General features: G+C 72.2%; 16 protein-coding genes and 1 tRNA gene. 8 read left to right on the forward strand and 9 right to left on the reverse strand.

Annotation, left to right across the window (positions count from 1 at the left end; translation table 11 throughout):
- The first annotated feature begins 28 nt into the window (after positions 1-28).
- Positions 29-532 carry an Lrp/AsnC family transcriptional regulator gene (locus tag B1H29_RS18290; RefSeq protein WP_055418900.1) on the forward strand — a complete coding sequence of 168 codons (504 nt, stop codon included), beginning with the start codon at positions 29-31 and terminating at the stop codon, positions 530-532.
- 36 nt (positions 533-568) lie between these two features.
- Here the strand turns inward: B1H29_RS18290 and B1H29_RS18295 are convergent, their stop codons facing one another.
- The gene (locus B1H29_RS18295) at positions 569-1171 is read right to left on the reverse strand and encodes a TetR/AcrR family transcriptional regulator (protein ID WP_055418901.1); all 603 of its coding nucleotides are present in this window, start codon (positions 1169-1171) and stop codon (positions 569-571) included.
- Positions 1168-2682, reverse strand: a complete 1515-nt coding sequence (locus B1H29_RS18300; RefSeq protein ID WP_055418902.1) for a 3-hydroxyacyl-CoA dehydrogenase — start codon at positions 2680-2682, stop codon at positions 1168-1170. Before B1H29_RS18300 ends, B1H29_RS18295 begins: the two co-directional genes overlap by 4 nt.
- Positions 2683-2841: 159 nt before the next feature.
- Here B1H29_RS18300 and paaN point away from each other — a divergent pair, with 159 nt between their 5' ends.
- Positions 2842-4533, forward strand: a complete 1692-nt coding sequence (paaN, locus tag B1H29_RS18305) for a phenylacetic acid degradation protein PaaN (RefSeq protein ID WP_055418903.1) — start codon at positions 2842-2844, stop codon at positions 4531-4533.
- A 10-nt stretch (positions 4534-4543) separates the two neighbouring features.
- Here the strand turns inward: paaN and B1H29_RS18310 are convergent, their stop codons facing one another.
- The 6 genes from B1H29_RS18310 to B1H29_RS18335 all read right to left on the reverse strand — a co-directional run bounded on the left by B1H29_RS18310 (position 4544) and on the right by B1H29_RS18335 (position 10750).
- Positions 4544-5317: a TrmH family RNA methyltransferase gene (locus B1H29_RS18310; protein WP_055418904.1), complete on the reverse strand. Its 774-nt coding sequence runs from the start codon at positions 5315-5317 to the stop codon at positions 4544-4546.
- Positions 5314-6690, reverse strand: coding sequence for an HTTM domain-containing protein (locus B1H29_RS18315; protein WP_055418905.1), 1377 nt, complete (start codon positions 6688-6690; stop codon positions 5314-5316). Before B1H29_RS18315 ends, B1H29_RS18310 begins: the two co-directional genes overlap by 4 nt.
- Entirely contained in the window at positions 6687-7724 is a 1038-nt protein-coding gene (locus tag B1H29_RS18320) for a DUF5819 family protein (protein ID WP_055418906.1), read from the reverse strand. The genes B1H29_RS18315 and B1H29_RS18320 overlap by 4 nt, the downstream gene beginning before the upstream one ends.
- A 316-nt stretch (positions 7725-8040) precedes the next feature.
- Positions 8041-8370: a rhodanese-like domain-containing protein gene (locus B1H29_RS18325; protein WP_055418907.1), complete on the reverse strand. Its 330-nt coding sequence runs from the start codon at positions 8368-8370 to the stop codon at positions 8041-8043.
- Between the two features lie 49 nt (positions 8371-8419).
- Positions 8420-9235: a hypothetical protein gene (locus tag B1H29_RS18330; protein WP_055418908.1), complete on the reverse strand. Its 816-nt coding sequence runs from the start codon at positions 9233-9235 to the stop codon at positions 8420-8422.
- A 51-nt stretch (positions 9236-9286) separates the two neighbouring features.
- Complete coding sequence (locus B1H29_RS18335; RefSeq protein WP_055418909.1) at positions 9287-10750, reverse strand: DUF2252 domain-containing protein; 1464 nt, start codon at positions 10748-10750, stop codon at positions 9287-9289.
- Between the two features lie 355 nt (positions 10751-11105).
- Between B1H29_RS18335 and B1H29_RS18340 the strand changes: the two genes are divergently transcribed.
- Complete coding sequence (locus B1H29_RS18340; RefSeq protein WP_055418910.1) at positions 11106-12014, forward strand: carbohydrate-binding protein; 909 nt, start codon at positions 11106-11108, stop codon at positions 12012-12014.
- Positions 12015-12111: 97 nt separating this feature from the next.
- On the opposite strand, the gene B1H29_RS18345 is transcribed toward B1H29_RS18340, so the two are convergent.
- Positions 12112-12198: transfer RNA gene (locus B1H29_RS18345), tRNA-Leu, on the reverse strand.
- 523 nt (positions 12199-12721) lie between these two features.
- Here B1H29_RS18345 and B1H29_RS18350 point away from each other — a divergent pair.
- The 5 genes from B1H29_RS18350 to B1H29_RS18370 all read left to right on the forward strand — a co-directional run bounded on the left by B1H29_RS18350 (position 12722) and on the right by B1H29_RS18370 (position 18769).
- Complete coding sequence (locus B1H29_RS18350; protein WP_055418911.1) at positions 12722-13612, forward strand: FhaA domain-containing protein; 891 nt, start codon at positions 12722-12724, stop codon at positions 13610-13612.
- Positions 13613-13622: 10 nt separating this feature from the next.
- Entirely contained in the window at positions 13623-14141 is a 519-nt protein-coding gene (gene fhaB / locus B1H29_RS18355; RefSeq protein WP_055418912.1) for an antibiotic biosynthesis regulator FhaB, read from the forward strand.
- Positions 14142-14285: 144 nt separating this feature from the next.
- Positions 14286-15836 carry a Stp1/IreP family PP2C-type Ser/Thr phosphatase gene (locus B1H29_RS18360; protein WP_055419027.1) on the forward strand — a complete coding sequence of 517 codons (1551 nt, stop codon included), beginning with the start codon at positions 14286-14288 and terminating at the stop codon, positions 15834-15836.
- A 27-nt stretch (positions 15837-15863) separates the two neighbouring features.
- A complete protein-coding gene (locus B1H29_RS18365) occupies positions 15864-17300 on the forward strand; it encodes an FtsW/RodA/SpoVE family cell cycle protein (RefSeq protein ID WP_055418913.1) in 1437 nt (478 codons plus the stop codon).
- Positions 17297-18769 carry a peptidoglycan D,D-transpeptidase FtsI family protein gene (locus B1H29_RS18370; RefSeq protein WP_055418914.1) on the forward strand — a complete coding sequence of 491 codons (1473 nt, stop codon included), beginning with the start codon at positions 17297-17299 and terminating at the stop codon, positions 18767-18769. The genes B1H29_RS18365 and B1H29_RS18370 overlap by 4 nt, the downstream gene beginning before the upstream one ends.
- The last annotated feature ends 118 nt before the right edge of the window (positions 18770-18887 follow it).

An 18887-nucleotide genomic window follows, 5' to 3' on the forward strand; every position in this document is an offset into this window, starting at 1 on the left:
GAGGCGGGGGCGCATGGCATCTGAACAAATGGCCGAACGCCCGGAAGAGGCCGGCGGTCCGGACGACGCCGGCACCCCGCCGCCCCCGCGCCCGCTGGACGCCATCGATCAGGACATCCTGCGCATGCTCCAGGCGGACGGCCGCGCCTCGATACGCTCGGTCGCCGAACGGGTGCACGTCTCGCGCGCCAACGCCTACGCGCGCATCAACCGGCTCGTCGAGGACGGCGTCATCCGCGGCTTCGGCGCCCGCGTCGACCACGAACGCGCGGGGCACGGCACCTCGGCGTACATCACCCTGAAGATCGTGCAGAATTCCTGGCGGACGGTCCGCGCACAGTTGCGACAGCTCCCCGGGGCCTCCCACATCGCCCTGGTGGGCGGTGACTTCGACGTCCTGCTGCTGGTGCACACCCCGGACAACCGGGCCCTGCGGGAGCTGGTGCTCACCCGCCTCCAGGCCATCCCGGAGGTGCTCAGCACGCGCACCCTGCTGGTGTTCGAGACCGAGGACCTCGAACCGCAGAGCTGACCGCCGGGCCGGGGGCCCGGGCCAGGCCGGTGCCGCTCACGATGCCTTGCGCAGCCCCCCGAACACCAACCGCGCCACCGCGTCGACCACTTCGCGCTCGCCCGCGCCGCCCCGGCCGTCGGGACCGTCGGGGCGGTACCACTCGACGATCGAGTTGATCATGCCGAAGACCAGGCGGGTGGCGAGCCGCACCTCCACGTCCGCGCGGACGTCCCCCTCGGCCGCCGCGGCCTTCAGCAGCCCGGCGACCCGGTGGTCGAACTCGCGCCGCCGCTCCAGCGCCCACCGCTCGGTTGCGGTGTTGCCGCGCACGCGCAGCAGCAGCGTGACGTACGGAAGTTCGGCCATGAGCACCTCGACCATGCGCCGCACCACGTACTCCAACCGCTCGGCGGCGGACCCCACGCCCGCGTGCTCCTCGTCGAGGATCCCGAAGAGCTCGTCCAGGGCCCGGCTCACGGCCCGGCGCAACAGCTCCTCCTTGCCCGCGACGTGGTGGTAGATCGACGACTTGGAGATGCCGGCGGCCTTGGAGAGGTGCTCCATGGAGGTGCCGTCGTAGCCGCGCTCGATGAAGACCTGGACGGCGACGGTCAGCAGGGTCTCGGGGGTGTACGTGTCGCGCTTGGCGGTGGTCATGAGGGGGTGCCCTCCCCTGCGTCGGAGGTGTGCGCGTGGCGGTGGAGCGCGAGGGACGGGGCGTGGCGCCCGGAGGGCTCACGCACGTGCAGCTCGCCGAGCAGCTCGTACACCCACCGGGGTCCCAGCCGGCGGCCCCACTCGAGTGGCCCGAGCGGGTAGTTCACGCCGAGGCGCATCGCGGTGTCGACGTCGTGGGCCGAGGCCACGCCCCGGGCGACCGCGTCGTACGCCAGGTCGACGATCCGCGCGACCGTCCGCGCCACGATCATGCCGGGCACGTCGCCGACGACGCTGACCTTCTTGCCGAGCGCCTGGAAGAGGCCGGTGGCCTCGGCGAGGGTGCGGGGCGAGACGTGCTCGGAGGAGGCGAGGGCGATGCGGGTGGCCCGGCGGTAGTCGAGGGCGAGGTCGAAGTGGACCGTGTCGCCGAGTTCGACCGAGGTCTGCCCGTCGGTGAGGTGGAGCCGGCCGCCGCCGGGCAGCACGAGCGATCCGCTGCCCTCGGGCTCCGCACGGACCTCGATGCCCGCCTCACGGATCAGCGTGACCAGTTCGGCGGCCGGCCCCAGGTCGCCCTCGACGACGACGTGGGCGGGCCGGTCGGCCGGTTCGGCGGTGTGCGGCTCGGGCCGCTCGGCGCCGTCCCGGTAGTCGTACCAGCCCTGCCCGCTCTTGCGGCCGAGCCGGCCGGACTCGACGAGGCGGCGCTGGGCGAGCGACGGCGTGAAGCGCGCGTCCTGGAAGAACGACTCCCACACGGAGTGCGTGACGGACTCGTTGACGTCCTGCCCGATGAGGTCGGTCAGCTCGAAGGCGCCCATCCTGAAGCCGCCGGACTCGCGCAGCACGGCGTCGATGGTGGCGGGGTCCGCGGCCCGCAGCTCGTGGACCGCGAGGGCCTCGGCGTAGAAGGGCCGCGCGACGCGGTTGACGACGAACCCGGGGGTGTCGGCGCAGGCGACCGGGGTCTTGCCCCAGGCGCGGGCCGTCTCGTACGCGCGCGTGGCCGCCGCGGCGTCGGTCGCGAAGCCGGAGACCACCTCCACCAGCGGCAGCAGCGGCGCGGGGTTGAAGAAGTGCAGGCCGACGAAGCGGCCGGGGGCACGGAGCGCGCCGCCGATGGCGGTGACGGACAGGGAGGAGGTGTTGGTGGCGAGCAGGCAGTCGTCGCCGACGACGTCCTCCAGCGCGCGGAACAGCTCCTGCTTGACGTCCAGCCGCTCCAGGACCGCCTCGGCGACCAGCGCGCAGTCGGCGAGGTCGGCGAGGGCCTCGGCGGGCCTGAGCCGGTCACGCGCCGCGTCCCGCTCGGCGCCGGTGAGCCGTTCCTTTTCGACGAGCCGGTCCAGCCGGGCGCCGATCGCGTCCGCCGCCGCCCGGGCCCGCCCGGGGACGGCGTCGTACAGCCGTACGGGGTGGCCCGCGACCAGCGCCACCTGCGCGATGCCCTGGCCCATGGTGCCGGTGCCGACGACGGCCACGGGGCTGCTGAGGTCGAGTGCTGTCATGTGCGCGATCCTCCCGCACGGGGTTCTCCACAGATGCGGCGGTCCCCCTTGTCCCGACCGATCGTTCGGTTACTCTAGCCGTGTCCGCCTGTTTCCGCCCAGGTTTCCCCCCAGGTCACGACTCGACGGAGAGCTCGTGAGACGAGGAGTTGGTCCCGTATGGCCGCCGAACTCACCGCACACCAGTTGATCGCCCAGCACCGGCCGACCCTGGACCTGGCGCTGGAGACGATCCGCACGCGCGCGTACTGGTCCCCCCACCCCGAGCACCCCAAGGCCTACGGGGAGGACGGCACTCTGGACATGGCGGCGGGCAAGGCCGCCTTCGACGCCCTGCGCGGCACCCGCCTCGACCTCGGCCAGCCCGGCACCGACGACTGGGTCGGCGGCGAGGTCTCCCCGTACGGCGTGGAGCTGGGCGTGGAGTACCCGCACGCCGACCTCGACGTGCTGCTGCCCGCCATGAAGGCCGGCCAGAAGGCGTGGCGGGACGCGGGCGCGGAGCTGCGCGCGATGGTCTGCCTGGAGATCCTGAGGCGGATCGCCGACCGGACGATGGAATTCGCCCAGGCGGTCATGCACACCTCCGGACAGGCCTTCATGATGGCCTTCCAGGCGGGCGGCCCGCACGCCCAGGACCGCGGCATGGAGGCCGTGGCCTACGCGTACGTGGAGCAGGTCCGCACCCCCGACACGGCCGAGTGGACCAAGCCGCAGGGCAAGCGCGACCCGCTCGCGCTGACCAAGCAGTTCACGCCGGTCCCGAGGGGCATCGGCCTCGTCATCGGCTGCAACACCTTCCCGACCTGGAACGGCTACCCGGGCCTGTTCGCCTCCCTCGCCACCGGCAACGCGGTCCTGGTCAAGCCCCACCCCCGCGCGGTGCTGCCGCTCGCGCTCACCGTCCAGGTGGCCCGCGACGTGCTCACCGAGGCCGGCTTCGACCCGAACCTGGTCGCGCTGGCCGCCGAGCGCCCCGGCGAGGGCATCGCCAAGACCCTGGCGACCCGCCCCGAGATCCGGATCATCGACTACACCGGCTCCACCGCCTTCGGCGACTGGCTGGAGGCCAACGCCCGCCAGGCCCAGGTCTTCACCGAGAAGGCCGGCGTCAACACGGTGATCGTGGAGTCCACCGACGACTACAAGGGAATGCTCGCCAACCTGGCCTTCTCGCTGTCCCTCTACAGCGGCCAGATGTGCACCACCCCGCAGAACCTGCTGATCCCCCGCGACGGCATCCGCACCGACCAGGGCGCCAAGACCTACGACGAGGTGACCGCCGACCTCGCGCGGGCCGTCGACGGTCTCCTGGGTGACGACGCCCGCGCCAACGCCCTGCTCGGTGCCATCGTCAACCCGGACGTCAAGGCCCGCCTGGAGGCCGCCGCCGGGCTCGGCGAGGTCGCCCTCGCCTCCCGTGAGGTGGCCAATCCGGACTTCCCGGACGCGGTCGTGCGCACCCCGGTGATCGTCAAGCTGGACGGCGCCAAGCCCGACGACGAGGCCGCCTACACCAGCGAGTGCTTCGGCCCCGTCTCCTTCGCCGTCGCCGTCGACTCCGCCGGCCACGCCGTGGACCTGTTGCGGCACAGCATCCGGGAGAAGGGCGCGATGACCGTCGGCGCGTACACGACCGACGCCGAGGTCGAGCGGTCCGTGCAGGAGGTCTGCCTCGAGGAGGCGGCCCAGCTCTCCCTGAACCTCACCGGCGGGGTGTACGTCAACCAGACGGCCGCCTTCTCCGACTTCCACGGCTCGGGCGGCAACCCGGCGGCCAACGCCGCCCTGTGCGACGGCGCCTTCGTGGCCAACCGCTTCCGGGTGGTGGAGGTCCGCCGCCAGGCCTGAGACCGGACGCCTAGGGCACCCGCGGTGCGTCCCCGGTGGCGCTCCAGTGGTACAGCGTCATGGCCACACTGGTCGCGAGGTTGTAGCTGGAGACCTGGGGGCGCATCGGCAGCGCCACCAGATGGTCGGCACGTGCGCGCAGCTCCCGCGAGAGTCCGCTGCGCTCGGAGCCGAACGCCAGCAGCGCGTCGTCCGGCAGCCTCAGCCCGCGGATGTCCTCGCCCTCCGGGTCCAGGGCGAAGACGGGCCCGGCCGGCAGTTCCCCGACGTCCAGGCGCTCCACGGCCGTCGCGAAGTGCAGCCCCGCCCCGCCGCGCACCACCGTGGGATGCCACGGGTCGAGCGGGCCCGTGGTGACCACACCGGTCGCCCCGAAACCGGCGGCCAGCCGGATCACCGCCCCCGCGTTGCCCAGGTTGCGCGGCTGGTCCAGCACCACGACCGGCGTACGGCGGGGCCTGTGCGCCAGCGCCCGCAGGCCGGCCGCCCGCGAGGGCCGTACGGCCAGGGCGGCCACGGCGGTGGGATGCGGGCGCGGCACGAGGGAGGCGTACGCCTCCTGCCCCACCTCGGCCAGCAGACCGTCCAGCGCGTCCCGTACGTCGGGCGCCAGCTCCTCGGCGAGGGCGAGGGCGCCCGCGCGGTCGCCGGTGACGGCCACCGGGACCTCGGCGCCGAAACGCAGCGCGTGCTTGAGGGCGTGGAATCCGTCGAGCAGCACGCACGGTCCGGCGTACCGGCGCCAGGCGGCCAGCGGGTCGGCATCGGGGCCGGGGTCGGTCATGCCCGGAAGCCTACGTGCCTGCGCTCGGCGCCCTTCTCGTCCCCGGCGTCTTCGTTCCCGGCGTCTTTGTCCTGCGCGCCCGAGTCCCGCGCGCCCGAGTCCTGGGCGCCCGAGTCCTGGGCGTCGATGGCCCCGGCGCCCCGGTGCCCGGTGTCCTCGTCGCCCACCCGTGCACGGGGCCGGGGCACCGTCGCCGCAGGGCCGTGGCCGTACCCGGCCGCCAACCTGCCCGGAAGCCGGTCCAGCAGCCGGCCGCGCGCGCGTGCCGCCCGGTTACCCAGTCGGCGCAGGAACGAGGTCGGCAGGAAGACCGCGTCCGCGGCGATCATCGCCAGCGAGAAGAACGGCAGCCCCAGCACCACGGCGATCACCGCGTGCTCGGTCATCATGGCGACCAGCAGCACGTTCTTGACCCGGCGGTTGAACAGCGTGAACGGGAAGGCGACCTGCACGGCGACCGTGCCGTAGGTGATCAGCATGACCATCGTGCCGTTGGCGGCCAGCGCGTCGGAGAGAGCGGGCCAGGGCGAGAAGTAGTCCAGGTGCAGCGGGTAGTAGACCGCGGTGCCGTCCTGCCAGCGCGAGCCCTGGATCTTGTACCAGCCCGCGGTCGCGTAGATCAGACAGGCCTCGGCCATGATCACGACCAGCGCGCCGTTGTGCACGATGTTGGTGACCACGTCGAGCAGGATCCGCGGCTCGCCGCCCTTCGCCCCGCGCCCCGCGGCCCACCACACGCCCTGTGCGACCCACACCGCCCACAACAGCGCCGGAACGAACCAGTCGCCGTCCAGCCCGCCCGCCAGCGTCACCGTGAGCAGCGCGAACCCGAGCACGCACCACAGCACCGGACCGGCCCGGTCCACGACCCGCTCCCCGCGCGCGCGTGCCTCCCCCGCGCGCCGCGCCCGGCGGGCGTCCAGCGACCACACCTGACCGCAGCGCGTGAGGACCAGGTAGATGCTCATCAGGTGCAGGACGTTGTCGCCGCCGTCCCCCATGAAGACACTGCGGTTCTGCAGCGAGAGCACGCCGACCATGAAGAGGACGGACATGGTGCGGGTACGCCAGCCCAACAGGAGCAGCACGCTGCTCAGGACGGCCAGCGCGTAGACGATCTCGAACCAGGCCCGCCCGTCGGACCACATCAGCGCCGTGAAGGCGCCGTTGTCCGCGATCAGTTGCTCGGCGAGGTCGTGGCCCCAGGGGCTGTCGGGGCCGTAGAGCTCGTGGCGGTGGGGGAGTTCGCGCAGGAGGAAGAGCAGCCAGGTGGCGCTGAAGCCGATGCGGATCACGGCCGTCTGGTACGGGCCGAGCGAGGCGCCGGTGACGCGGGCGATACCGCGGGAGACCGAGGGGACGATGCCGTTCACGCGGCGCCCCCTTCCCGCACGTCGCCGGCCTCGGCGTCGCCTGCCTTCGCGTCGCCTGCCTCCGCGTCGCCGGACACCGGCCACCAGGGCAGCTCGCGGTAGGTCGGCCGGTCGGAGACCTTCTCACCGCTCCACGACGGTGGCGCCACGTTGGTGGTCCGGGAGCGGTACTGGACGCGCTCGACGACACCGCCCGTTCCGGCCGCGTCGTTCCGCTCCAGGCGCAGGGCCGCGATGCGGCGCAGGTAGTCCTCGGACAGCGTGCCCCGCAGGCCCACGGGACGGTCCTCGGAGTCGTGGGAGGCGACGAAGAAGTCCCAGGCCCGGCGGAGTTCGTTCTGCTGGGTGTGGCTCGGCAGCGGATTGCCGTCGATACCCCGGCCGTCCTCGGCGGACAGGTCGTACCAGCCGGTCGTGCGTATCGCGCCGTCCGCCGTGCTCACCTCCGCGCGGAGCTGGACGGAGACGTTCTGCTGGAGCGGGTTGGGTGCGAAGAGCTTCCAGTTCTGTTCGAACTCCGGGAAGACCCACTCGTCCACGGCGGCACCGTGCTGCTTGGTGAGGGTGTTCGACGGGGCCACGTGCAGGAACACGAGGCCCAGGTGTGCGCAGACGGCGACGGCGACGACCGCGAGGGCGGCCACGGCACCGACCTGGTAGCGCGGAGAGAGCGCGGCGACACCGGTACGGGGCTTCGGGGCGACCGCGAGGACGCCGGCCGCCGGACCGGTTCCCACCTCGCCGGCCCCGACCTCGCCGGTCCCGCCGGTTGCACCACTCCCAGTCCCACCGGCCACACCGGCCACACCGGTCCTGTCAGTCCCACCGGCCTCTCGGGGACCGCCATCCGCCCCGACCGGATCCTCCGAACTCTCCAAACCCTCCGGGTGATCCGAACCTGCCGGGTGACCGGGGTGACCGGGGTGATCAGGGCGATCCGCCCGGTCCGACCGGTCCGACCGATCCGGTGTGCCCCGGTCTCCTTGCCCGTCCCGCCCCTGCCCGGCGTCCGAGCCTGTGTCGTACGCGTCCATTCCGCCCCGTTCCGGTCCCGATCCGTCGTTCGCCCGCCCCGCCGCCGGGCGCCCGCGCACCACTCGTGCGACTGCTCGGCAGCGTTCGAACGGGAACGGTACTCAGGACCGTCCCCCCGCACAGCCCCCGGCGGACCGGCCGTACCGTGGCCGTCACCACATCCGCCACACAGCGCGCCGCCGCACGGCGGTGACACAGAGGCGATCCGAAGGCGATCCGGAGGCACCTGGAGAAGCCCCGGACGGCCCCCAACAGCCATGAACACGGCCACGGGAAGCCACGGCCACGGACGGCCGCAGACAGTGGCGAACGGCCCTAGAGAACGTGCCCCGGCTCGCCCTTCCCGTCCACCACGGGACGGCCGGCCGCGGCCCACACCTGCATGCCCCCGTCGACGTTCACGGCGTCGACGCCCTGCTGGGCCAGGTACATGGTGACCTGGGCCGAGCGGCCGCCGGAGCGGCAGATCACGTGGACCCGGCCGTCCTGCGGCGCGACCTCCGTCAGCTCACCGTACCGGGCCACGAACTCGCTGAGGGGAATGTGCAGCGCCCCGGCGGCGTGACCCGCCTGCCACTCGTCGTCCTCGCGGACGTCCAGCAGGAAGTCGCCGTCCTTGAGGTCCGAGACCTCGACCGTGGGCACACCAGCTCCAAAACTCATACTCCAGACGCTACCGGAGCCACCGTAGGACTCAGTCCCGCCCGAGCGCCGCCGCCAGCTCCGCCTCCCGCTCCCGCACCTGGGTCGCCAACTGCTCGGCGATCTCCTCCAGCAGCCGGTCGGGGTCGTCCGGCGCCAGCCGGAGCATGCCGCCGATCGCGCTCTCCTCCAGCTCCTTGGCGAGCAGGGTGAGCATCTCCTTGCGCCGGTCGAGCCATTCGAGACGGGCGTAGAGCTCCTCGCCGCGGCTCGGGCGCCGCTCGGGCACCGGGCCGGCGGCCCACTCCTCGGCCAGCTCCCGCAGCTCCGCCTCGTCGCCGCGGGCGTAGGCGGCGTTGACCCGGGTGATGAACTCCTCGCGCCGGACCCGCTCGTCCTCCTCCTGCGCCAGGTCGGGGTGGGCCTTGCGGGCCAGGTCGCGGTAGAGCCGACGCGCCCCCTCCCCGGGCCGCACCCGCTGCGGAGGACGTACCGCCTGGTCCGTGAGCATCGCCGTGGCCTCCGGGAACAGTCCGTCCCCGTCCATCCAGCCGTTCAGCAGCTCCTCGACCCCGGGGATCGGCACCAGCCGGGCCCGTGCCTCGTCGGCCCGGCGCCGGTCGTCGGCGTCGCCGGTGCGGGCGGCCCTGGCCTCCAGGATCTGCGCCTCGAGCTCCTCGAGCCGCGCGTACACCGGGCCGAGCCGCTGTTCGTGCAGCCGGGAGAAGTTCTCGACCTCCACGCGGAAGGTCTCCAGCGCGATCTCGTACTCGATGAGTGCCTGCTCGGCGGCCCGTACGGCCTGTTCCAGCCGTTCCTCGGGACGCGGCGCACCCCCCTGCTCGGGCTCAGCTTCCGGCGTCGTCACCCGTCCAGCCTAGGCCACGATTCCCCTCGGCCCACCGGCTCGCGGGAGCCGTCACACCCCCAGCTCCGCCGCGACCCGCCCCGCCCGCACCGCGGCGACCAGCTCGGCGTGGTCGGCCTCCGTACGGTCCGCGTAGGCGACGGCGAAGGCGGCCACCGCCTCGTCCAGCTCGTCGTTCTTGCCGCAGTAGCCGGCGATGAGCCGCGGGTCCGCGCTGTGCGCGTGGGCGCGGGCCAGCAGGGCGCCGGTCATGCGCCCGTAGTCGTCCATCTGGTCGGCGGCCAGGGCCGTGGCGTCGACGCTGCCCTTGCGGTTGCGGAACTGCCGCACCTGGAAGGGCCGCCCGTCGACCGCCGTCCAGCCCAGCAGGATGTCGCTGACCACCTGCATCCGCTTCTGCCCCATGACCACCCGGCGCCCCTCGTGCGGGGCCTCGGGGGCGTCGAAGCCGGCGGTCTTCAGGTGCGGCAGCAGCGCGGAGGGCCTGGCCTCCTTGACCTGGAGCACGAGCGGTTCGCCCCGGTGGTCCAGGAGCAGCACGACGTACGACCGCGTGCCCACGCTGCCGGTGCCCACGACCCGGAAGGCGACGTCGTGCACCGCGTACCGGGCCAGCAGCGGGAGCCGGTCCTCGGAGAGCGTGGCCAGGTACGGCTCCAGGGCTGCGGCCACCGCCGCCGCCTCCCCGGCCGGGACCCGCCGCAGTACCGGCGGGGCGTCGGCGAAGCGCCGCCCGCCGTCCTCGGTGGTCTCGGTCGACTTGGCGGCGAAACGCCCGCTGGTGTTGGCCCGCGCCTTCTCGGCCACCCGCTCCAGAGTGCCGAGCAGGTCGTGGGCGTCGGTGTGGGAGACGAGCTCCTCGTCCGCGATGGCGTTCCAGGCGTCCAGCGCCGGGAGCTTCGCCAGCAGCCGCATGGTGCGCCGGTAGGCGCCCGCCGTGTCGTGGGCGGCCTCGCGGCAGGTGTCCTCGTCGGCGCCGGCCTCCCGGCCCGCGAGGACGATCGAGGCGGCCAGGCGCTTGAGGTCCCACTCCCAGGGGCCGTGGACCGTCTCGTCGAAGTCGTTCAGGTCGATGACCAGGCCGCCCCGGGCGTCACCGTAGAGACCGAAGTTGGCGGCGTGCGCGTCGCCGCAGATCTGGGCGCCGATCCCCGTCGTGGGCGTACGCGCCAGGTCGTACGCCATGAGCCCCGCCGACCCGCGCAGGAAGGCGAACGGTGTGGCCGCCATCCGCCCCACCCGCATCGGGGTGAGCCCGGGAATGCGGCCGCGGTTGGACTCCTCGACCGCGCTCACCGCGTCCGGGCGGGCGGCGTCCCGGCCGAGGTCGGCGTGCGCGGACCGCGGAACGCGCGTGCGCAGGGCCTTGCCCTCCGCCTTCGGCGAGCCGCCGACGGGCCACCGCGCGAACCCCGGCACGGCCGGCACCCGCGCACCCCCCTCCGCCTCCGCACCCGAACGCGCGCCCGTCGTCGCCCCCACCGCCGCCGTCGCCCCCACCGTCGCCTCGGTCATCGCGTCCGACCTCCCCGTACTCGTACCCGTACTCGTACCCCTGTCCGCGCCACGCCCGTCTCCCCGGGCACCGGCGCGCCACGACCGTACCCCCGGGCGAACCGCCCGTACACGGGCTCCGGCCGGCCCGCCCCCCGCCCGCATAACGCCGGGCAGGGGGCGGAACAGGAGGTGCCCGCGCCCCCACCGGCGCGCATACGGTTTCCAGCGATCGCCACGGAGCGCGTCCGCCGAAGCAACACAGCAGCCTGCCCCGCGCCGGCGGGCGCGCTCCCTGTCCCCGGCGTCCCGGATGCCGCACGTCCCGTCCGGCTTCCCGAGGGACCACCCCCACCGAGGAGACCGAGGAACCGCCATGACCTCCGACACCCCCGCCATCCCCGACGAACCCGGTCCCGATCCCCACACCCGCACCGGCACCCGCATCGACGCCGACACCGGCACCGGCACCGGCGGCGGCCGCGGGATCAGCCGCAAGACGCTGCTCAGGGCGGCCGTCGCCGCCGGCGCCGCCGTCCCGCTGCTCGCCACCGGCTCCATCGCGCTCGCCCGGGACGCCGCCCGTTCCGCCGCCGGCCGGCCCCTGCCGCCGACCCCCTCGTGCGACGACGGGGACGACCCGACGCCCGACCAGATGGAGGGCCCCTACTTCAGACCGAACTCCCCGCCGCGCACCGACCTGGTGACACCCGGCACCGCCGGCACCCGGCTGACCGTCAGCGGCTACGTCTTCGGCCGCGACTGCGCGCCGCTGGCCGGCGTGCTCCTCGACTTCTGGCAGGCCGACGACGCCGGCGCCTACGACATGGCCGGATACACCCTCCGCGGCCACCAGTTCACCGACGCCACCGGAGCGTTCACCCTGCGGACGATCGTCCCCGGCCTCTATCCGGGCCGTACCCGGCACATCCACGTCAAGGCGCAGGCCCCCGGCGAGCCCGTGCTGACCACCCAGCTCTACTTCCCCGGCGAGCCCCGCAACAGCACGGACGCCCTCTTCGACCCGGCGCTGCTGATGAACGTCCGCGGCGCCGGCGGCGGCAGGGAGGGGAGCTTCGACTTCGTCCTGGACGTGGACGGCGACCCGGCCCCCACCGACCCGCCCACCGGCCCGCCGAACGGCACCTGGGCGACCGGCCGCTCCTACGCCGCCGGTGACGCGGTCACGTACGGCGGCGGCTCCTACCGCTGCCTCCAGGCGCACACCTCGATGGCCGGCTGGGAGCCGCCCAACGTGCCGGCCCTGTGGCGCCGCGAGTCCTGAGACCTTCCTCACAGCGCACCGCACGCCGTAGCACCCCACGGCGTCACGCCCGAGCATGCGGAAGCCCCCCAGGTCCGAGACCTGGGGGGCTTCCGGCTGGTGCGCGAGGGGGGAGTTGAACCCCCACGCCCTTTCGGGCACTGGAACCTGAATCCAGCGCGTCTGCCTATTCCGCCACCCGCGCATTGGGTGTGTCCTCGGGCCCCGTTCCTTGCGGTCCGGCGCCTTCCGACACGAGAACATTAGCACGCTGGAACGGGTGGATTCACATCCCTTATGGGCCGGGGACCAGGGCGCTCGCCCTCCTTCGGGCACTCGTCCCGACCCGTGTCCGTTCACGTATCAACCTCGTACCGGTCCGGCCCGTCTCCCCAGGAGCAGGTAGGGGTCCGCGGCCAGGTGCGGGACACTGGTCTGCGGCCGCCTCTACGATCCTGGGCATGAGTACCTGCGGGAGAGCATCCCGAAGGACCTGGAGAGTTCGAAGGGGAGCTCCGGCGGGAACTCCGAGAGGCGTCGACACCCGTCGACCGGGCCGACAGGGGGAACCAGCCGATCGACCGGCGCGTGGATACGATCAGTAAGCAGTACCAGGTGGACAGTGCGCGGGTGAGCGGTACAGGCGTGAGCGGTACGCGAGCCGGCAGCAGGCAGGGCAGCAGTAGGCAAGGCAGCGGACAGGACGGCAGCGACGGAGGAGGTGCCCCATGGGAGTCCTGAAGAAGTTCGAGCAGCGTCTCGAAGGTCTGGTCAACGGCACCTTCGCGAAGGTGTTCAAGTCCGAGGTGCAGCCCGTGGAGATCGCGGGAGCGCTCCAGCGCGAATGCGACAACAACGCGACCATCTGGAACCGCGACCGCACCGTCGTACCCAATGACTTCATCGTGGAACTGAGCACGCCCGACTTCGAGCGTCTCAGCCCCTACTCCGGCCAGCTCGGCGACGAGCTCGCCGGCATGGTCCGCGATTACGCCAAGCAGCAGCGCTACACCTTCATGGGACCGATCAAGGTCCACCTGGAGAAGGCGGACGACCTCGACACCGGCCTGTACCGGGTACGCAGCCGTACGCTCGCCTCCTCCAGCAGCCAGCAGGGCGGTCCGGCACCCGCGGGCCCCGCCGCGCCGGCCGCCCCCACCGGGCGACCCGGCACTCCCGGCGGCCCCGGCGGTGGCTACGGCTACCCGCCGGACGCCGCGCCCTCGGGCGCCCCACCCATGCCGGCCGCGCCGCCACCCGGCGGCCGCCCCGGCGGATACGGCTACCCGCAGCCCGCGGGCGGCCAGCAGCCCCCGGCCGCACCCGCGGCCGGCGGACGCACCCGCCACTGGATCGAGATCAACGGCACCCGCCATCAGATCTCCCGCGCGACGCTCGTGCTCGGACGCAGCACCGAGGCCGACGTGCGGATCGACGACCCCGGCGTCTCCCGCCGGCACTGCGAGATCCGGACCGGAACGCCCTCGACGATCCAGGATCTCGGGTCCACCAACGGCATCGTGGTGGACGGGCAGCACACCACCCGCGCTACGCTCCGCGACGGCTCGCGGATCGTCGTGGGCAGCACCACCGTTATCTATAGGCAAGCCGAAGGGTGATCCGGGGGCAATGTCAGAGCTGACCCTCACGGTCATGCGGCTGGGTTTTCTCGCCGTACTGTGGCTGTTCGTGATCGTGGCCGTGCAGGTCATCCGCAGCGACCTGTTCGGCACGCGGGTCACCCAGCGCGGAGCGCGGCGCGACGCCGCCCGACCGCAGCAGGCCGCCGCGCGCCAGGGCCAGGCGCCTCCACCGCAGCGCCAACAGCCAAGCGGCGGCCGGGGCCGCCGAGGCGCTCCCACCAAACTGGTCGTCACGGAGGGCACCCTCACCGGCACCACCGTCGCCCTCCAGGGCCAGACCATCACGCTCGGCCGGGCACACGACTCGACGATCGTGCTGGACGACGACTACGCCTCCAGCCGCCATGCCAGGATCTACCCGGACCAGAACGGCCAGTGGATCGTCGAGGACCTGGGCTCCACCAACGGCACCTACCTGGACCGGTCCCGGCTGACGACCCCCACACCGATCGGGCCGGGGTCACCGATCCGCATCGGCAAGACCGTCATCGAGCTGCGGAAGTAGTGCTACACCAATGAATGAGCGCGAGCGGAGCGAGCACGCAGCGGCGGCCGGCACCCCGGGCCCCCGCGCGCTCCCGACCGGAGGGTGGGCAGTGTGGCTCGACACGACCGGCTGTACCCGGAGCAGCCGACGGGCGAGGTGCGCATGAGTCTGTCACTGCGCTTCGCCGCCGGATCGCACAAGGGCATGATCCGGGAGGGCAACGAGGACTCCGGTTACGCCGGCCCCCGCCTGCTCGCCATCGCCGACGGCATGGGCGGCCAGGCCGCCGGCGAGGTCGCCTCCTCCGAAGTGATCTCCACCATCGTCGCCCTCGACGACGACGTGCCCGGCTCCGACATCCTCACCTCCCTCGGCACCGCCGTGCAGCGCGCCAACGACCAACTGCGGCAGATGGTCGAGGAGGACCCCGCCCTCGAAGGCATGGGCACCACCCTCACCGCCCTGCTGTGGACCGGCCAGCGCCTCGGCCTCGTCCACGTCGGCGACTCCCGCGCCTACCTCCTGCGCGACGGCGTCCTCACCCAGATCACGCAGGACCACACCTGGGTGCAGCGCCTCGTCGACGAGGGACGCATCACCGAGGAGGAGGCCGGCACCCACCCGCAGCGCTCCCTGCTGATGCGCGCCCTCGGCAGCGGCGACCACGTCGAACCCGACCTGTCCATCCGCGAGGTCAGGGCCGGCGACCGCTACCTCATCTGCTCCGACGGACTCTCCGGCGTCGTCTCCCACCAGACGATGGAGGACACCCTCGCCAGCTACCAGGGCCCCCAGGACACCGTCCAGGAACTGATCCAGCTCGCCCTGCGCGGCGGCGGCCCCGACAACATCACCGTCATCATCGCCGACGTCCTCGACCTCGACACCGGTGACACCCTCGCGGGCCAGCTCTCCGACACCCCGATCGTGGTCGGCGCCGTCGCCGAGAACCAGGCCCAGTTCGGCGACAACGGCATCATGCAGACCCCGGCCGGCCGCGCCGCCGGCCTCGGCCGCCAGGGCGGCGGACAGCGGGGCGGCGGCGGCGAGTTCGGCCCGCCCGGCAGCGGCGACACCACCGGCTACATCCCGGCCGGCGGCTTCGACGACTACGGCCCCGACGACTTCGTCAAACCCCGCAAGAGCCGCAAGTGGCTGAAGAGATCCCTCTACACCGTGCTCGCCCTCGCCGTCATCGGCGGCGGCGTGTACGGCGGCTGGCGCTGGACCCAGACCCAGTACTACGTCGGCACCAGCGACGACCACGTCGCGCTGTACCGGGGCATCAGCCAGGACCTCGCCTGGGTCTCCCTCTCGAAGGTCCAGAAGGACCACCCCGAGATCGAACTCAAGTACCTGCCGCCGTACCAGCAGAAACTGGTCGAGGCCACGATCGCCGAGGGCGACCTGGCCGACGCCCGGGCGAAGATCGAGGAACTGGCGGTGCAGGCCTCCGCCTGCAAGAAGCAGGCCGACCGGCGCACCGCCGAGACCGAGAAGAACGCGAAGACGGGCGAGGGCGAGGCCGGAGGCACCACGGGAACCACCCCCGCCTCCTTCACGTCCAAGGCCTCACCGACCCCGAACCCGTCGGGATCAGCGAAGGCCCCCGAATCGTCCGAGTCCCCGTCCACGACCGCACCCACTCCAGGCCCCGGCCCGACCCTCTCGGAGGAAGAGCAGAAGGTCGTCTCGCTGTGCGGTAAGCAGTAGGCAAGCCGTGAGAGGCCCTGTCACACGATGAGCAGTACTTCCAACTCGCCGACGCACCACACGTCCACGATCGGCGCCATCGGCGCCCCGAGCCGGCGCAACACCGAGCTGGCCCTGCTCGTGTTCGCCGTCGTCATCCCGGTCTTCGCCTACGCCAACGTGGGACTGGCCATCAACGACGAGGTGCCCGCCGGCCTGCTGAGCTACGGCCTGGGCCTCGGTCTCCTGGCCGGCGTCGGACACCTCGTGGTGCGCAAGTTCGCCCCGTACGCGGACCCGCTGATGCTGCCGCTGGCCACCCTGCTCAACGGACTGGGACTCGTCGCCATCTGGCGCCTGGACCAGTCCGAACTGCTGCAGTCCATCGACCAGGCCGGCAACGCCGCGCCCCGCCAGCTCATGTACACCGCGATGGGCATCGCCCTGTTCGTCGCCGTGCTGATCTTCCTCAAGGACCACCGCGTCCTGCAGCGCTACACCTACATCTCCATGGTCGGCGCCCTGGTCCTGCTGCTGCTCCCGCTGGTGCCGGGACTCGGCAAGAACGTCTTCGGCGCCCGGATCTGGATCCAGGTCGGCTCCTTCTCCATCCAGCCCGGCGAGTTCGCCAAGATCGTCCTCGCGATCTTCTTCGCCGGCTACCTCATGGTGAAGCGCGACGCGCTCGCCCTCGCCAGCCGCCGCTTCATGGGCCTCTACCTCCCCCGCGGCCGCGACCTCGGCCCGATCCTGGTGGTCTGGGCGATCTCGATCCTGATCCTGGTCTTCGAGACCGACCTCGGCACCTCGCTGCTGTTCTTCGGCATGTTCGTGATCATGCTGTACGTGGCCACGGAGCGGACTAGCTGGATCGTCTTCGGTCTGCTGATGTCCGGTGCCGGCGCCGTCGGCGTCGCCAGCTTCGAACCCCACATCCAGCAGCGCGTCGACGCCTGGCTCGACCCGATGCGCGAGTACACGCTCTCCCGCGCCGGCCAGGTCGGCCACTCCGAGCAGGCCATGCAGGCCCTGTGGGCCTTCGGCTCCGGCGGCACCCTCGGTACCGGCTGGGGCCAGGGCCACTCCGAGCTGATCCGGTTCGCCGCCAACAGCGACTTCATCCTCGCCACCTTCGGCGAGGAACTCGGCCTGGCCGGCCTCATGGCCCTGCTCCTGCTCTACGCGTTGATCGTGGAACGCGGCGTGCGCACCGCCCTCGCCGCCCGCGACCCGTTCGGCAAGCTCCTCGCCATCGGCCTCTCCGGCGCCTTCGCCCTCCAGGTCTTCGTCGTCGCCGGCGGCGTCATGGGCCTCATCCCGCTCACCGGTATGACGATGCCCTTCCTGGCCTACGGAGGCTCCTCGGTCATCGCCAACTGGGCCCTGATCGGCATCCTGCTGCGCATCAGCGACACCGCCCGCAGACCGGCACCCGCCGCGCCCGCCAACCCCGATGCCGAGATGACCCAGGTGGTCCGACCGTGAACAAGCCACTGCGCCGGATCGCGATCTTCTGCGGCCTCCTCGTCCTCACCCTGCTCATCCGCGACAACTGGCTCCAGTACGTCCAGGCCGACGAGCTCAAGGAGGACGAGCACAACCGCCGCGTCGCCATCGAGCGGTACGCCAGCCCGCGCGGCGACATCATCGTCGACGGCCAGGCCATCACCGGCCACGCCACCACCAAGGGCGACTTCAAGTACAAGCGCACCTACAAGGACGGTGCCATGTGGGCGCCCGTCACCGGCTACGTCTCCCAGGCCTACGGCGCCACCCAGATCGAAGCCATCAACGACGGCATCCTCACCGGCAACGACGACCGGCTCTTCTTCCGCAACACCCTCGACATGATCACCGGCAAGAAGCGCGAGGGCGGCAACGTCGTCACCACCCTCAACAGCGCCGCCCAGAAGGCCGCCTACGACGGTCTGAAGAAGCAGGGCGGCAAGGGAGCCGTCGTCGCGATCGAGCCGTCCACGGGCAAGATCCTCTCGATGGCCTCCTACCCGTCGTACGACCCCACCTCGATCGCGGGCAGCAACGAGGCGGCCGGCGAGGCCTGGAACAAGCTCCAGAAGAAGAACAACCCGAGCGACCCGATGCTCAACCGCGCCCTGCGCGAGGTCTACCCGCCCGGCTCCACCTTCAAGGTGCTCACCGCGGCGGCCGCCCTGGAGCACGGCCTGTACGACTCGGCGGACGAGAAGACCGACTCCCCGCTGCCCTGGACGATGCCCGGCACCACCACCGAGCTGCCCAACGAGGGCGACCTCCCCTGCGAGAACGCCACCCTCCGCGAGGCACTGCGCGTGTCCTGCAACACCGTCTTCGGCAAGGTCGGCTCCGACCTCGGCAACGACGACATGCTGGAGACGGCCGAGAAGTTCGGCTTCAACGAGGAGCAGTTCGTCCCCGTCCGCTCCAGCGCCTCGGTCTTCTCCGACGACATGAACGAGTCGCAGACCGCGCTCTCCGCCATCGGCCAGTACAACACCGCCGCCACCCCCCTGCAGATGGCCATGGTCACCTCGGCCATCGCCAACAACGGCACCCTGATGAAGCCGTACATGGTCGACGAACTCCAGGCCCCCAACCTCGACACCATCGAGAAGACGGACCCCGAGGAGATGAGCAAGCCGCTCTCCGCGGACAACGCCCAGATCCTCCAGGACATGATGGAGACCGTCGTCGAGGACGGCACGGGAACCAACGCGCGGATCGATGGCGTCACCGTCGGCGGCAAGACCGGTACGGCACAGCACGGTGTGGACAACAGCGAGAACCCCTACGCCTGGTTCATCTCGTACGCCAAGGGCGACGACGGCAGCTCGCCCGTCGCCGTGGCCGTGGTGATCGAGGACGAGAACGCGGTCCGGGACGACATCTCCGGCGGCGGACTCGCGGCGCCTATCGCGAAGAACGTGATGGAAGCCGTTCTGGAGAGCAAGGAGTGACCACGAGCTGAACAGGACGTGACTCCCGTCACGTCCCCTTCACATAGGCGCACGTTGCGATACCGGTCCTGTATCGGGTATCGGGCTTGGCCAGGTCACCCGCCGCGAGCCGGGTACG

Origin of the sequence: Streptomyces pactum, from assembly GCF_002005225.1 — a bacterium.
GTDB classification, from domain to species: domain Bacteria; phylum Actinomycetota; class Actinomycetes; order Streptomycetales; family Streptomycetaceae; genus Streptomyces; species Streptomyces pactum_A.